Here is a 15,943-nt window from a genome sequence, read left to right as displayed (position 1 = left end):
ATATCAGAGCGCGCCACTCAAGGAGGAAAGTTCGGTGAAAAAGCTGAGCGCATTAGTCACCACCCTGGCACTGTCCGCCCTAGCGCTTACCAGCGGAGGCTGCACCACGGTGGTTATTGACGAGTACCGGCGTAGCACCGGCGAACTGGCCGTGGGCGATTCCGTCGTCATTCTCGGTCGCCGGCACTCCAGTGACTACGAAACCGAGCCGGATCTGATCAACTGTGTGGGGGATACGCTGCACAATCCGGAGTCCGGCGTCACCGTGATTCCGGAGCAGCAGTTCGTAGATGCACTCTACCCCTGGTTTGAGCCCCGTAAAGCGCCCATGCATATCAAGTCGCTGAGCAGACTGATGGATATTCCGGACGTACGCAGCCGCATGGAGCAGTACGGAGTGAAATACATCGTATGGATTGACGGCTCCACGGAAACCACCTCCAGCGCAGGCTCTATTGGCTGCTCTATCGGTACCGCCGGGGCCGGCTGTTTTGGATTCGGCACCTGGGACAAGGAATCCGACTACGAAGCATCAGTTTGGGATTTCCGCGATCAGGAATTGTCGGGAAAAATCAGTGCCGATGCGCAGGGTACCTCCTACATGCCGGCTATTGTGGTCCCCATTCCATTGATTGCCCGGGTACAGAACAACGCGTGTAAAGGCATGGCCGCACAGTTGAAAGAGTTTTTACTCCCCCCTCAATCTGCCAGCCGCTGAGGGTAAACGGCTGGTACTCATTCTGATCGGAGAACATATAACAGGAGCCCCTCATGCACACATTGAATAAATTCGTGGCGGCCATTCTACTCACAACTGCCGCGGGCTGTGCCTTTAATCCGGCCACTAACCGACCGGACCTGGTCCTGATGTCGGAAGAAAAGGAAATCAGAATCGGTCGCGAAATGCATGAAAAACTGACTGCCAGTACACCGGTATATAACGATCCGATACTGAATGCCTACGTCGAGCACGTGGGGCAGAAAATCGCCAAAGCCAGTGATCGTCCAGAGCTCACCTACCATTTCACGATTATTGACAGCCAGGATATCAATGCCTTTGCGCTGCCAGGTGGCTATGTGTATATCAACCGCGGGCTGCTGACCTATCTTCAGTCTGAAGCCGAAATGGCGGCGGTACTTGCCCATGAAATAGGGCACATTACCGCGCGTCATGCGGTACGGCAGAAAACCGCAGCCACTGGCGCCGGTGTGGCTTCGGTGCTGTCAGTGCTTGTTACCGGCAGTGGTGTAGTGGGCGATGTCGCCAATCTCTGGAGCACCGCCGCAGTAAAAGGCTACGGCCGCGATATGGAGCTCGAAGCAGACCGCTTTGGCGCCCAGTACATGTACAACGCGGGCTACGACCCGCAGTCGATGATCAACGTCATCGCACTGCTCAAAGACCAGGAAACCTTTGCCCGGCGACGGGCGCGGGTCGAGGGTAAAAAACAGCAGACGTACCACGGTGTATTTTCTTCACACCCCCGCAATGATATCCGCCTGCGAGAAGTGGTCGAGGCCGCCGGGGAGCTGCCGGAAGACAAGAAAATTACCAAGGTGGAATATTATCGCGAGAAGACCGAAGGAATCGTATACGGGCAGAATGCGCAGGAAAGCGAGAAAAACCGCTTCAATCATCAGAGCCTCGGCTTCTCACTACTGTTTCCGGAAGGTTGGAACGTAGAGAACCAGCGCAGTGCGATCGTGGGCACGGCACCGGATAATTCCGCCAGTATCACCATTAAAGTGGCGAAACGTGACGGAAACCAGCCCGCTGACATGGCACTGCGCGGGGTATACGACGTGCGCAGCCTGGAGCAGGACGAAGCACTGCAGCAGTACCGTCTTGAGGGTCATACGGGCAAGCTGCCCGAACGCAATGCGGAATCACCAGACCGGGTGGCGGTACTGTTTTACGGCAGCCGGCAATACATACTCGAAGGCAAGATTGCCAAGCCTACCGATGATGAAAAAGCCGTTGCCGCATACGACGACCTGTTTCTGACCAGCATCCGCAGCTTCCGTCCATTGCGGAAAACCGATGTTGTAAAACCCGATATCAAACGGGTGCGCTATGTACAGGCCAACGAGAAAACCACCTTCTCTTCCCTGGCGCGACACATGGAAATTGGTGAATACGCCGAGGAACAACTTCGACTGTTAAATGGCTATTATCCGCGAGGCGAGCCCAAGCCCGGGGAGTGGATCAAGATCGTTCAGTAGCCGGCCACAACCAGCCGCCATCCCTATGACAAGCGGTCAAGCACCCGAGTGTGCTTGACCGCGAGTTCGCCTCACCAGACCGCCTCGCCCACATTGTCATCATTTTTTAATATTACCGGCTCCCGACTCGCGGTATGTTTGGGCAAATTTATCACGCCTGAATCTGCCATGCGCCCCACCTTCTCCCTGCTGATCACCACCCTGCTCTGCCTGGCTTCGACGGTATCCGTCAGCGAGATCAGGAGTCCTGTTGTCATCGCACACCGCGGGGCTTCCGGATACTTACCAGAGCACACCCTGGAAGCCAAAACTCTGGCCTACGCGATGCGCGCGGACTATATCGAACAGGATCTGGTCCTGAGCAAAGATGACCATCTGATCGTGATGCACGATATCTATCTCGATAATGTCACCAATGTGCGCGACCTGTTCCCCGGACGGGCCCGTGAGGATGGCCACTTCTATACCATTGATTTCACTCTTGAAGAACTGAAGCAACTGCAGGTTACCGGCCCCTTTGTTTCCGTACTTGGGAACCCACTGCCACAGTACAAGCAGCGCTTCCCGCTGTGGAAGTCCCGTTTCGAACTGGCCACTTTTGAGGAAGAACTGGAACTGATTCAGGGGCTGAATCAGTCACTCGGCTACGGTGTGGGGATTTACCCGGAAATCAAGAAGCCCTGGTTCCACTTACACGAAGGGAAAGATATTTCCCGGGCAGTACTGAAGACGTTGAAACACTATGGCTACACGGGCCGCGACAATAAGGTGTTCCTGCAGGCATTCGATGCGGAGGAGTTACAGCGCATACATGCAGAGCTTATGCCGGCGCTGGAGATGGATCTGCCACTGGTACAGCTGATCGCGGAAACAGAATGGGAGGAAAAGCGGCTGCCGGAGGATGGCGGATGGACCAATTACGATTACGACTGGATGCGCACCCCCACAGGCCTGCAGAAAATATCTACCTATGCAGTGGGTATTGGACCGTGGCACCCGATGCTGCTGGGTCAAGATGGCCAGGTCAACACCCTGGTAGCCGAGGCGCAGCGGTTGGGCCTCAAAGTGCACCCGTTTACTTTTCGTGCTGACCCCGGACAGGTACCCGAGCGCTTTGACAGCTTCGAAGATTTCGCGCGTTTTTATCTGGAAGAGGTAAAGGTCGACGGGCTGTTTACCGATCACCCGGACAAGGTGCGGGCGCTACGCCAGAAGCGCAGTCTGCACAACGACTAGTGGTCCATGCGGATCGGTATCAGGCCGGCTGCGGCTCTTCCCTGGACAACGCGGCATGCGCGTCCGCGTTGGATTGTGCGTATTCCACCACCTGGTCGCGCCCCCCCCTGCTTGGCTGCGTATAGCGCTTCATCCGCTTCACGCATCAGCTGTTCCAGAGTTTGCGTCTGATGGGCGCAGGCAACGCCGATACTCGAGGTGAACTGTACCTCCTCTTCCCCACTGGGGAGTCGGATACCTGCGATATTGTCCCGCAGCCGCTCTGCAGTGTGCAGGGCGTCCGGCCTGGTCTCGGTAATCAACAACGCAAACTCTTCCCCGCCGAGGCGACCGAACACATCGGTTTCGCGGATCTTCGCCTGAATGGTGTGGCTGAACTGCCGCAGGGCTTCATCGCCGATCCCATGACCGTGGTTGTCATTGATGGATTTGAAGTGGTCAATATCGAACATCAGCAAGCTGACCGGCTCTCCTTTCCGGTAGGCCCGCTTGAGGCACAGCTCGGCCTCGGCCAGGAAACTGCGGCGGTTGCGTATTCCCGTCAGGGGATCCGTACGCGCCTCCATTTCCGCCTGCTGCTTGGCCTTCTCAAGTTCTTCGGTACGAGCGCGCACCAGGCCCTCCAGCTTCACCTTGGATTGCTCCAGGTGGCGGCGGTACTGACGCTCAGATTCCAACCCCTGCAAACGTACCCGGCGCAGCTTGATTCCCATTGCCGCCATGATGGTGACCATTTCCACAAAGGAGCTCAGTGGCGGCAGGTAATAGTTCAGCAGGTTGTGTTCCACCAGCCCCAGATCTCGCAAGGCCTGGTAAAAGAGCCCGGTGAGCAACAGCGTCCAGCCGATGGCAAATACTGCCGCTTCACTGGAGCCCTGTCGCCAGCGCACCAGCGCGACAAACGTCATGAGCGGATAGAACAGCAGTGCCAGGGTAATACTGATCAACGCAACCTGCTTGAGCTGAAGCAGCGCACTCACCAATAGCACACCAGCGTTAACCATCATCAGCAGCAGAAGATAGTCGAGACGTGGCGTGTACTTGTGGGTCTGTAGAAACAGGCGATCAAAAACCACACCACAGAAAATACTGAGGGCACCCGCTGCCGACATATAGCTCCAGTGGAAATGATTCTGCACCACATACTGATGGGTAAAGCCGAGAATCGTGCCCCAGGCAATGATCTTGGAGATGCCGTAAACGAAATAGGCAAAGAAACTGGAATCACCGGTGGTTACCCCCACGATCAGCGAGAACAGGGATATCAGCGCAATACCACCAAACAGAAAAGCCAGTACGGCGGTTTCTCCGGTATGGGACTTGCTCAACGCGTCCGGGCTCCAGATACGCATGGAGGGGAACACGAAACCAGCTTCTTCCGAGTCGAAACGCACCAGAAATCCGGTTATTGCTCCCGCATCCAGGGTAACGGGCACCACAAACCGGTTATGGAAGACCGGGCGGCGTGCGAAAGGCTCGCCCATAGCCTGATCTGCGATCTCCCGAAATTCTCCGCCGGTACCAGCATCGCGGACATACGCGCGCAACCGGATCAACTGATGGTCGACATACTCGAGCCGCAAGGGTAACGGCTGTTGTCGGGTATTGTGCAGCTCAAAAAAGGACCAGTAGCTGCCCTTCTTCAGACCCGTGGAGCCGGCGCTCGCCAGTGGTTTGAACTGCCCCGCCTGCAGCGCGGTTATCGCTGCCTGCAAACCAGCGTCTCCACTGGGATCATGCCACACGGCGCTCTGCCCGGTACGCTGCCCCCCCGCCTCTCCAGCCCCCACCGCCACGACGGTCGATGCCTGTACGGAAATACCGCACATGGCCATCAGCAGCATCAGTACGAGGGCCGGCGCACACCGCCACTGCCAATGGGGCCATCGGCAGGTGCGTAGGGAAAAGGCCGCGGTGTGGACTTGTGGAGCTGTCATGAAGCGCCTGAATATTGTGTCCGGCGTAGATTATTTTTAAACCGGGCAAAAATCACATGTCGGCGCCATGCGCAATGGTTGGACCATTACCGCTGGAAGCCGTGTTCTGGTTCGGAAGTTTACCGGCTCACGGGGTCAGAATCACTCAACGATCGGCTCACTCCCGCCACACGCCTCGAAACAAAACCTCAAAAACCACGCAGCAAAAGACTGTAATTTTTCAAAGAGATTAAAACGAAGCAAAATGTTCCACAGAAAGACGTGCAACGAAAAAAAGGCCGCCAATGACGACCCTTTTTCAGGCATTGCCCGGTTAAATATGCCAAATCTGTGTAACGGGACATTTTCCCTTCACCGCACCGGGTACCGGGCGGGGAAGTCACTCGAAACGGGAAAAGTCCGCCGGACGTTTTTCCATAAAAGCCGTGGCCGCCTCGCGAAACTCTTCTGATTGCAACCGCTCCTGGAAATATCGCGCCTCTTCACGAATCGCAGCCAGGCCCGCTTCATACGTGCCCTGGCGTAAAAGTTTTTTACTCAGCCGCACGGCTTCCGGTGCTTTTTTCGCCAGCTCCGCCGCGTACGCTCTGGCGCGGCCCAGGGCCTCCCCGGAAAACACAACTTCGTTGCAGATATTCACGCTGGCTGCGGTTTGCGCGTCAAACTTGTTCCCCAACAGCAGAAGTTCGGCGGCTTTCGACTGCCCCATGATCCGCGGCAGTATCAGACTGGAAGCGTATTCCGGGCACAGTCCGAGGTTTACAAAAGGCATCTGGAACACCGCCTCATCCTCGGCAATGGCCAGATCACAGTGCAGCAGCAGTGTGGTACCGATACCCACCGCCACCCCGCTCACCGCCGCGATGACCGGCTTGGGAAACTGATACAGCGCCATCATAAACTGGAATACCGGAGATTCTTCACTACTGGCAGAGCCCCCGAGAAAATCGGCGAGATCGTTACCGCTGGTAAACGCACCACCGGCCCCGGTGAGAATCACGGCCCGCACCTGGGGGTTTGACGCGGCCTCGTTCAACAGCTCCGCCATGGCCGAGTACATGGCCTGGGTCAACGCATTCTTACGCGCCGGGCGGTTGATGGTGATCTCCAGCACCCGATCAATCAACTGGGCGTCAATTTCGGCACAGGGGCTCTGTAAGGGGCTTGGCATACGGGGCTCCGATAGTCTGACTTCGTTATTGGGGTAGGACAGTTAGCGCTAGTTTAGTCACTAAGTCAGCAGGCACGAGGTCCATTTCAACCAGTTTGGGTTACCGATTCCGAATCCCGAGGGTCAGACGGGACGACCGCCGAGGAGCCGTATAGGATTTTTCCACATTCACCACTTACCACCTTATAATGTGACCAATAAATCGCGCGAATGCGCAATAATACAATTACAAGACGCCAGATAACGTTACCTTTATTGCTTCACAGCAGGCTGTTGGTGACATGTGCGCCGAGAGGAATGATTCGATCATGACAGTGACATACAGCTCTTACCTCAAAGTCGACGAGTTGCTGAAGTGCCAGCAGCCACTTTCCGAGGGCCCGGAACACGACGAGCTTCTGTTTATTGTGATCCACCAGAGCTACGAACTGTGGTTCAAACAGCTACTGCATGAACTGGACTTTCTGGTGCGACTGTTCAACGCGGGAGAGCGCAATCGCGCTCTGCACACCCTGAAACGGGTCGATGCGATCTATCGTACCCTGATTCAGCAGGTCGACATCCTGGAAACCCTTACTCCACTGGAGTTCAACTCCTTCCGCGATCGCCTGTCCACCGCCAGTGGCTTCCAGTCCTACCAGTTTCGCGAACTGGAATTCCTCTTTGGCGCCAAAGATGCACGCAAACTGGACAACTATCCGCCCGGCTCCGATCACTACCAACGTCTGCAAAAGCGCATGGAAGCCCCAACCCTGTGGGACGCCTTCCTGCAGTTCCTCGCCCACGAAGGCCATGATATACCGCAGTCGGAGCTGACCCGGGATTTCAGCCAGGTGGCAGAGCCCTCTAGTGCCGTGCAGAAGGTATTGATCGATGTGTACCGAAACGACCCATTGGTCAGTGAGATCTGCGAGGCACTGGTCGACATCGACACCTCCCTGCAGCAGTGGCGCTACCGGCACGTGAAAATGGTGGAACGCACCATCGGCAGCAAGGTGGGCACCGGTGGATCCAGCGGTGTAGGCTACCTGCAGAGCACCCTGTTCAAACCGGTTTTTCCCGACCTGTGGGCGATTCGGGCGGAATTCTGAGGCGTCCCGGCAGCGCCCCTAGCGCTGAGGAAGAAATCGCAGACATAAAAAAAGCCAGCAGTTGCTGGCTTTTCCATCCTGTGAGAGCCGGGCTCTCGACGAAGACCCACTATGGGAGATCAGTCTTCGTAAGGTACAAGGGAAACCTGAATGTTCGGATTCACCTCTTTGGCCGCGTCGGCGATCGTCACATAGGTGTCGGCACTGGACTTGTTGTGCGCACGGATGATCACGATGGCCTGGGGGTTTTCCGCGTATAGCTGGGCAATACGGGCACGTACGGCGCGGCTGTCAATACGGGTCGGACCCATCCAGATCTCGTCAGCGGAGTTGACGCTGATCAGAATGTTTTGCTTGTCGGGATCCGGCGGCGTTTCCACCTGCTGATCCGGATCCGGGACGTTCACGTCCAGCGCCTTCTCTTTTACGAAGGATGCCGTCACGATAAAGAAGATCAGCATGATGAATACGACGTCCAACATGGGCGTCAGGTCGATGTCCGCTTTTTCTTCTTCTACGGCCTTACCGCGTCGTCTACTCATAAAACACCGTACAGTTTTTGATTCGAATTCGCCGGATTCACCGGTCTAATCAGGTGGGGAAGATTGCCGGGAAATGCCCACCAATGCAAGTGCAACCTTAGCTACAGGCACTAAGCCCTTAAAAATCAATGAGTTACAGACGCAGCTCAAGCGGAAAGATTACAAATTAAACAGTGATTTCACCGGTTCTGGCGGCCAGATAGCCCTGATAGTCAGGTACTTCACGGGCAAAACTCTGCGACATCAGAGTGGAGTGAATCATCATATCCGCGCTGCTGGCGTTACAGGCCACCGGGATATTCCATACTGCGGCAATCCGCAACAGGGCCTTTACGTCCGGGTCATGGGGCATGGGCTCAAAAGGGTCCCAGAAGAAAATCAGGATATCCACGTCCCCCTGACAGATCTTGGCGCCCAATTGCTGATCCCCTCCCATCGGGCCACTGAACAGTTTTTCCACGGGCATGCCGGTGGATGCTTCGATCTGGGTGCCGGTGGTACCGGTGCCGAGCAGCTGGTGCTGTTCCAGCACCCCCCGGTGCTTGTCACACCAGGCGATCAACCCCTGCTTGCGATTGTCGTGGGCAACCAGTGCTATGCGTTTGCGCGCAGCGATCGGCTTGTCGATTGTGTTCATATGACCCCCAGGTAAAAACTGGTCAGATTGTATAGCAGACCCACTCCGGTTCAGGGCGCGCCATAAAGGATACATGGATTATGCAGAATTCCCCGCCCGGCATCCATCCAGCAGGAACGCGGGCCTTCGGCCCAAATGCTCCGGCCTATGTATAATTCGGGCCTCACACGCCCGGGCCCATATACGCCGGGCCTGCTTTTATATAGGAGTTACTATGAGTGTCGGCGCCTGGGAGCCTGCCAATCAGGCTTCCAATGATCAATCCGGTCAGCAAATTGACCGCGCTCTGCTGGAGCAGATTCTGGAGTTTATGGAGTGTCCTACGGCTCCAGCCACAGACTCACAAGAGGCTTCCGACCTGCAATACGCAGCGGACCCGACGGCGATGCATGCACCCGCCCTCGACCCGACCACGCTGCCGGCGTCGCTCCAGTCTGCCCACTGGCTCGCGGGCTTGCCCACCAGTCAGTGGCTGCAGGAAGCCTCGCACTGGCAGCCACAACAGATCTGGGGCCTGATCCGCTTTTTTACTCTGGCGGAATCGAGCCTCGATTGGCCCGGCGGTGCCGAGTCACCGGTCATACCTCTGGCGAAATCATTGCGTCAGCGCAAATCACCGTTAAACAAAGCGCAGCTCATGTGGATTCGTGAACATACTGACAATCGGTACCTGCCATACGGGCCGCTCTGAAAAAACTTCAGGCTCGAAAGAGCCAGGCTCATCGAAATAAAAAGGGCGTATCGATACATTCGATACGCCCTTTTTATTTAATACATGGCGACAAATGTGTTTAACGTCACATTCAATCCTGCAAGCGATAGCATTGCGCACGCAATAAATCCGCTTCCGGCGGGGTGCGATAGTTCGGCGCAAGCTCTCGCCACAGAATAATACCGTCAGCATCCACCAGCCACGCACTTGGTCGGGCCGCGTCCGCAACCCAGGGATACACCAATAGAGGGGCACCCTGGCAGGCAATAAACGGAGAGGGCCCGGTCAGGGTTGAAACGCCCCCGGGCATCCCGGGTGCACCAGAAAGTGGCTGTGTGAATTTGTTTGGCCATGAAGACGGAGGTTGCGCACTCCACAGCACGAGACCGATCTTTCTGCGCTCAAGTTCCCCGCGCAGCTGCCGCAGCTGCACCAGCTGACGGCGACTGTCCGCGCAGTAGCTCCCCCGAAGGAATATTACAAAAGCACCGCAGAGACCATGGGCCGCACAAAAATCGGCGATCTGCCACTGGCGGCCGGCCTCTGCGGATAATACCGGGAAAACATCATTGACCGCCGGCATCTGCGGGTGCGATACCGCACTCAGGTGGTAGATATAAATTAGAAAGACAAAAAGATTGAAAAGCACCAGGTAGATCGGCAAACCACGCTGCGTATCTGCCAGCAAAGCCAGCGCGAGCCCCGTGAGTACCGCAAAAAATGCCATGGGTTCGCGCACATCGCCCTCCAGTTTGTTTGGCCGCAAAAATCGCAGCAACATCCAGATCGGCAGCGCTAACGCATTGAGTATTACCCCCAACCAGGCAATCTTTTCCGACACGGTCGCGCTGCCCAACAAGGGGATCAGCGCACCGAATCCGCAGACTAATAGCCATGTGAAGGCGAAAAAAGTAAAAAAAGCCTTAAATTTATTCATTACGGAGTAAAAACACCCTGAAAACACTTGCATTCAAGTATATAAATAAGCTGCAATTAGCGCGATGAATTCCACTCATCCAAAATAACACCTAAATACTAGATTTAGACACAGGGATATCTTATGGCTGCACGTAAAACTGTCGCTTCTCGCGTACACAACGTAGCAAAACTGGAGGCAGAACTCTCCGCACTGAAAGCTCAGCTGGAAAAGGCCCGTAGCGGCCAGGAAGCTGAAGCCAAAAAGGCGGCAGAGAAGGCCAGCAAAGAAGCTGACAAAGCTGCCAAAAAGGCACAAGCTGCCGCTGACAAGGTAAAAGCGGTACGCGCGAAGAAGAAAACCGCTGCTCAACAGAAGCAACTTAAAACTGCCCAGGCCGCTGCTGCGACCGCCAAAAAAGCGGCAACGGCAGCCAAATCTGCTGCCGCTGATGCTAAAGCCAAACTGGCGACCATCGCTGCAGACAACAAGCTGGCCACCAAGATTGCCAAGGCCGTAGCCAAAGAAGAAGCGGCGATCACCAAGAAGCTGGCTGCCGCAGAGAAGAAAAAAGCCGCTGCCGCTGCCAAAAAAGCGGCTGCCGCCGCCAAGAAGAAGGCCGCTGCTGAGAAGAAGAAAGCTGCCGCTGCTGCCAAGAAAGCCGCTGCCGCTGCCAAAAAGAAAGCCGCTGCAGAGAAGAAGAAAGCCGCAGCCGCTGCCAAGAAGAAAGCTGCTGCCGAGAAGAAGAAGGCCGCTGCGGCTAAGAAGAAAGCTGCCGCTGCTGCCAAAAAGGCCGCGTCAAAGGCTAAAGCCAAGACCAAGGCTGCCACCAAGAAGAAGCCAGGTCGTCCTGCCAAAAGCGCAGCGAAAACAACCGCTACCAAGAAAAAACCAGGCCGTCCGGCCAAAAGTGCAGCCAAGAAGAAGCCAGGTCGCCCAGCCAAATCGGCTGCCGCCAAGAAGACCCCGGCTCGCCGTGGCCGTCCGCCAAAGGCCAAATCCTGATTGGCTACTGCTGAACCAGCAGAATGAAAAAAACCCCGGCTTGCCGGGGTTTTTTTCGTTTGGGACCAGACCTAGGCGCCAGCCAGGACCCGCCTGTGTAACCCCTGAATCAGCACCTTCAAGGCCGACGGTAGCGCCAGCATCACCGGCGTTACGATCAGGGTCAGCAGAGTGGAAAAGCTCAGTCCGTACACGATGGCACTGGCCAGCTTCACCCAGAAAGAAGCAATGACACCATTGACCACCACATCCCTACCGACCATATCCACACTCACCCCCAGAGCCAGCGGCAACAGACCGAGTATGGTTGTCGCGGTGGTGAGAAAGACCGGTCGCAACCGTTGAGCCGCGGCCTTCACCGCTGCGGCACCGGCCCCCAGTTCCGGCTCGGATTTACGCACGTGGTTGTAGGTATCAATCAGGACAATGTTGTTGTTCACCACAATGCCCGCCAGCGCCACAATCCCGACCCCGGTCATAATCACACTAAAGGTGCTCTGGGTGATGGTCAGGCCAAGCATTACCCCGGCGGTAGACATGATTACCGACGAGAGGATCAAGGCCGACTGGTAGAAGCTGTTGAACTGGGTAACCAGCAGGATAAACATCAGAAATAGCGACAGCGAGAAGGCGACCTGTAAAAAGACCAGTGACTCGCTCTGCTCTTCGTCTGCGCCACGGTACAGCAGCTCTACACGATCATCCAGCGGATGCTTTTCCAGCCATTGCCGGATCTCTCGTACCTTATCATCGGCCAGGACCCCGTCTTTTACATCTGCCTTGACCTGCATGCGGGTAATGCCATCAATACGCTCGATCTTATCCACCTTGGGGCCGGCGACAGTAGACACAAAGCTACTGACCGGTACAGCGCCCCCTGGCGTGTTCACTTTCAGTGCGTCCAGCGCGGTGATTCCGCGGGCGTAGTCGGGGTACCGGATGCGGATATCCACTTCCTCATCGGAATCGTCCGGACGATACTCTGCCATTAGTACGCCGTTCGTCACCAGCTGAACCGCTCGCCCCACACCGGTGAGGTCAGCGCCATACAGAGCCGCTTTCGCGCGATCAACGTTGACCTCCCACTCGATACCGGGCAATGGCGCCGTGTTCACAATATCGCGCACCCCCTCAAAATCACTCTCCAGCGCCCGGTGCAGACGCCAGGTTTCGGCGAGCAGACGGTCGTAGTCACGACTACGCAACTCCAGCACGATATCTTTACCGACCGGCGGCCCTCCCTCGAATGCCTTTGCGCTGGTCTTGATCCCGGCAAAATGGGCGGTGCGTTCACGTATGTCCGCAAATATCTCCCGACTTTTTCGCTCACGCATTTCGGTAGCGTGAAGCTCCACCAGAAGATTGGCAATCTGATCCGGCGCCTTTTCCTGGTTGCCCGAGATCCCCCCGGAGCCGATTGCGGTATATACCACCCGCACCTCTGGCACTTCCATCACCGCGGCTTCCACCTGGGTGACCAACGCACGCTTTTCTTCCAGTGAAAGATTGCCCTGCGCACGCACTTCTACATTGCCGTACTGCTCTTCTGTTTCGGTGAAGAATTCGACCCCGGGATTGAACTTGCCGAATGCGATGAAGATGGCGATCAGCACGACTATGGTGCTGCCAAAGGAGATCAGAGGGTGGCGTACCACAGGCGCCAGGGTGCGGGCATAGAGCCCGGTGATCCCGCTCAACTCGGCTGGGTTACCATTTTCCAGCTGCTTGAGATACTGCTGCGTCGGCAGGTCCATAGCACCTTTGCCAAATACCGAGCCCAGTACCGGCGCAAAAAACAGGGCGTAAACCAGCGAGCCTGCCAGTACCGCAAATACGGTTACCGGTAAGTAGCGCATGAAGTCACCCACTACCCCGGGCCAGAATATGATAGGCAGGAAAGCGGCAAGGGTGGTGCCCGTGGATGCAACGACCGGCCAGAACATACGCCGGACCGCGATCGAGTATGCCGCGCGGGCGCTCAACCCTTCCGCCATTTTGCGATCCGCAAACTCGGTAATCACGATGGAGCCATCAATCAGCATCCCCAGCGCCAGCAGCATGCCGAACATCACCATGAAGTTGAATGAGTAGCCGAGAAACCAGGTAATGATGGATCCGAACAACAGGGAAAAGGGGATGCCAAGCCCAACCAGCAGCCCGGAGCGGAACCCCAGGGCGGATACCACAATGATCATCACCAGCAGCATCGCGGTGAGAATATTGCCCTCCATTTCGCTGACCATGTCCCGCGCCCAGTCCGACTGATCGAACACGAAATCCACTTCGACACCCCGCGGCAGGTAATCGCGCTCTGCGTTGACCACCGCGCGCACCTTGTCGGCCAGGTCGACAGCACTGGCTCCGGTGCGCTTTTCTACATTAATGGAAAGCCCCTGCCTGCCATTTACACTGGTATAACTGGTCGCGTCCTTGAAGGTGCGTCGGATGTCCGTCACCTGGCCGAGGGTGACCACACCATTGTCGGATTGCTTGAGCGGTATCTGGTAGACATCACCGGCAGTCTCGATCAGCCCGGGCACCTTCACCGAAAAACGGCCCTTGCTCACGTCCATTTCGCCGGCGGGAATCAGCAGATTGTTCCCCAAAACCGCATTGATCAGTTCGCCACTGGTAATCTGGTAGTGCTCGAGCCGCACCGGATCAATAATGGCCTCGACCACTTCCTCCCGGTTCCCACTGATATCCGCGCTCAGTACTTCACTGACATTTTCGATTTTGCGTTTGAGTGTCTGTGCGCTGCGCAGCAGTTCCCGCTCACTCGCACCCTCGCCGGCGAGGGTAACAACAATCGCCGGGAAAGGTTGCGCGGAGGCCTCCTCCACGATGGGCTCTTCAGCATCCCGCGGCAGTTCAGCCTTGGCCCGATCTACCGCATTGCGCACTTCGTCCACCGCCGCGTCGATATCCAGCGCAGAGTCGAACTCGATTACCAGGTACACCAGAGATTCCCGGGCGGTGGCCATCACCTCCTCCACCCCCTCGAGTGCTCGGATCTCCTGCTCCAGAGGACGAATCAGCAGGCGCACCCCGTCTTCCGGGGAGATTCCCTCGTGCATCACCTGAACGATGACGATGGGCGGGTTCACCTCGGGGCTGGATTCCACCGTCATGGCGCCGCGCGCGGCGATTCCCATAATAACGATCAGAACCATCAGGCTGAGGCTGCTGCGAAAGCGATCAACAGCTCCTTCCAACAGTCTCATTGCTCAGACTCCTCAGGCTGCGGCACTGGATGAGCCGCCTGCTGCACCCTTACCTCCCCGGCATTTTTCTGCTCCGGATCGGCAGCGAGCGGGGGCGGCAGGTCGCCAGCGGAATCCTCCAGCGCCACGTCCACGGTTTCACCGACGCTGACATATTCCTGCCCCACAGTGATCAACAGCGTTCTGGCCGGCAGCCCGGACACCCAAACGCCTTCATTTTCATCACTCACCAGCTCGACATTGCGAAACGCAACCCGGTGTTCGCTGTCGAGCACTTTCACCCCCAGCAAGCCCGCATCGTCCAGGGTCAGCAGGGAAGAATTGATACGGTGCGCCATCCGCTCACCGGTGGGCAGTGCCATACGCGCACTCACCCCGCTGCGCAGCCCGCCATCGCCATTGGCGACGGCCACCTCCACCCGATACGCGCGGGTAACCGGGTGAGCCTGCTGGCTCACATAGCGGAGCTTTCCATCGATCACCGGGCCGCGTTGCAATTGCGCGCTAGCCTGCGCACCGGGCATCAGGTTAGCAACCTGGGACTCGGAAACTTCTCCCACGATCAGCATGGGATCGAGGTCCAGAATGGTTGCACATTCCTCCCCGCGCCGAACAAAGTCCCCAAGCTCTACCGCGCGACTGTTCACCACCCCGTCGAAGGGAGCGCGAATATTCAGATTCTGTACATCCAGCTGCGCGCGCTTCAAGTCAGCGCGCGCCCGTGACAGGGCCACCTGCTGTTGCGCCATGGCCGAGTCCGATTGCAGGCCACGCCCTTTCAATTTTTGCGCTCCGGCAAAGTCCAACTCGGCCTTGTGCAGGGCCGCCCGGGCAATCGCCAGTTTCTCTGGCCGATCTTCCGCGGCCAGCTCGCAGATCACATCGCCCTTGCGGACCTGCTGCCCCTCCTCCACCGGCAACCCCGCGACCACGCCATCCAGCTCCGCGCGCAGCTGCACACTGCGATTGGCTTCCGTGCGGCTGTTCACCACGACACGGGTGGTATAGGGCTGCGCTTCGATATATCGGCCCCGCACCTTGACCCGTTCCGCCGGCGCCGCCATTGCGCTCTGCGTCCGCTGTTCATTTACCGACGGTTTGTCCTCCGTCCCCAACAGGCCACTCAGCAGCCAGATTGCGGCCAGCCCCCCTACAATGATCGCCGCGCGATAGTTGCGCTGTCGCCAGAGCCCCAACAGAAAATTCATAGCCGCATTCCTGCCTGCAATTATTAAATAAAAATCAGTGT

The 15,943-nt window shown here is 57.0% G+C and carries 13 protein-coding genes; 6 read left to right on the top strand and 7 right to left on the bottom strand.

Features of this window, described 5'->3' with window-relative positions:
- The first annotated feature begins 34 nt into the window (after positions 1-34).
- The 3 genes from LRR79_RS06665 to glpQ all read left to right on the top strand — a co-directional run bounded on the left by LRR79_RS06665 (position 35) and on the right by glpQ (position 3,459).
- Entirely contained in the window at positions 35-718 is a 684-nt protein-coding gene (locus LRR79_RS06665; protein WP_322790441.1) for a hypothetical protein, read from the top strand.
- Between the two features lie 53 nt (positions 719-771).
- Positions 772-2,223, top strand: a complete 1,452-nt coding sequence (locus LRR79_RS06660; RefSeq protein WP_231759589.1) for a M48 family metalloprotease — start codon at positions 772-774, stop codon at positions 2,221-2,223.
- Between the two features lie 168 nt (positions 2,224-2,391).
- Positions 2,392-3,459 carry a glycerophosphodiester phosphodiesterase gene (gene glpQ, locus LRR79_RS06655; protein ID WP_231759588.1) on the top strand — a complete coding sequence of 356 codons (1,068 nt, stop codon included), beginning with the start codon at positions 2,392-2,394 and terminating at the stop codon, positions 3,457-3,459.
- Here the strand turns inward: glpQ and LRR79_RS06650 are convergent.
- Positions 3,456-5,396, bottom strand: a complete 1,941-nt coding sequence (locus tag LRR79_RS06650; RefSeq protein WP_231759587.1) for a sensor domain-containing diguanylate cyclase — start codon at positions 5,394-5,396, stop codon at positions 3,456-3,458. The two genes, glpQ and LRR79_RS06650, sit on opposite strands and share 4 nt — an antisense overlap.
- Positions 5,397-5,775: 379 nt before the next feature.
- Positions 5,776-6,567 carry an enoyl-CoA hydratase gene (locus tag LRR79_RS06645; RefSeq protein WP_231759586.1) on the bottom strand — a complete coding sequence of 264 codons (792 nt, stop codon included), beginning with the start codon at positions 6,565-6,567 and terminating at the stop codon, positions 5,776-5,778.
- A 308-nt stretch (positions 6,568-6,875) separates the two neighbouring features.
- Here LRR79_RS06645 and LRR79_RS06640 point away from each other — a divergent pair, with 308 nt between their 5' ends.
- A complete protein-coding gene (locus tag LRR79_RS06640; RefSeq protein WP_231759585.1) occupies positions 6,876-7,658 on the top strand; it encodes a tryptophan 2,3-dioxygenase in 783 nt (260 codons plus the stop codon).
- A gap of 119 nt (positions 7,659-7,777) precedes the next feature.
- Here LRR79_RS06640 and LRR79_RS06635 read toward each other — a convergent pair whose 3' ends face one another.
- Both LRR79_RS06635 and LRR79_RS06630 read right to left on the bottom strand, forming a co-directional pair.
- Entirely contained in the window at positions 7,778-8,200 is a 423-nt protein-coding gene (locus tag LRR79_RS06635; RefSeq protein WP_231759584.1) for an ExbD/TolR family protein, read from the bottom strand.
- 166 nt (positions 8,201-8,366) lie between these two features.
- The gene (locus tag LRR79_RS06630; RefSeq protein ID WP_231759583.1) at positions 8,367-8,837 is read right to left on the bottom strand and encodes a methylglyoxal synthase; all 471 of its coding nucleotides are present in this window, start codon (positions 8,835-8,837) and stop codon (positions 8,367-8,369) included.
- Positions 8,838-9,051: 214 nt separating this feature from the next.
- On the opposite strand from LRR79_RS06630, the gene LRR79_RS06625 reads away from it, so the two are divergent.
- On the top strand, positions 9,052-9,528 hold the full coding sequence (locus LRR79_RS06625; RefSeq protein WP_231759582.1) for a hypothetical protein: 477 nt from the start codon (positions 9,052-9,054) through the stop codon (positions 9,526-9,528).
- A 112-nt stretch (positions 9,529-9,640) separates the two neighbouring features.
- Here the strand turns inward: LRR79_RS06625 and LRR79_RS06620 are convergent, their stop codons facing one another.
- Positions 9,641-10,390 (bottom strand): hypothetical protein, encoded by a 750-nt coding sequence (locus LRR79_RS06620; RefSeq protein WP_231759581.1) that lies wholly within the window; start codon positions 10,388-10,390, stop codon positions 9,641-9,643.
- Between the two features lie 219 nt (positions 10,391-10,609).
- Between LRR79_RS06620 and LRR79_RS06615 the strand changes: the two genes are divergently transcribed.
- Entirely contained in the window at positions 10,610-11,470 is an 861-nt protein-coding gene (locus LRR79_RS06615; RefSeq protein ID WP_231759580.1) for a hypothetical protein, read from the top strand.
- A gap of 71 nt (positions 11,471-11,541) precedes the next feature.
- On the opposite strand, the gene LRR79_RS06610 is transcribed toward LRR79_RS06615, so the two are convergent.
- Both LRR79_RS06610 and LRR79_RS06605 read right to left on the bottom strand, forming a co-directional pair.
- The gene (locus LRR79_RS06610) at positions 11,542-14,694 is read right to left on the bottom strand and encodes an efflux RND transporter permease subunit (protein ID WP_231759579.1); all 3,153 of its coding nucleotides are present in this window, start codon (positions 14,692-14,694) and stop codon (positions 11,542-11,544) included.
- Positions 14,691-15,902, bottom strand: coding sequence for an efflux RND transporter periplasmic adaptor subunit (locus tag LRR79_RS06605; RefSeq protein ID WP_231759578.1), 1,212 nt, complete (start codon positions 15,900-15,902; stop codon positions 14,691-14,693). Before LRR79_RS06605 ends, LRR79_RS06610 begins: the two co-directional genes overlap by 4 nt.
- Positions 15,903-15,943: the final 41 nt, after the last annotated feature.

Source organism: Microbulbifer elongatus (assembly GCF_021165935.1).
In the GTDB taxonomy this organism is placed as follows: Bacteria; Pseudomonadota; Gammaproteobacteria; order Pseudomonadales; family Cellvibrionaceae; genus Microbulbifer; species Microbulbifer elongatus.
This window is presented reverse-complemented; position numbering and strand designations above follow the sequence as displayed.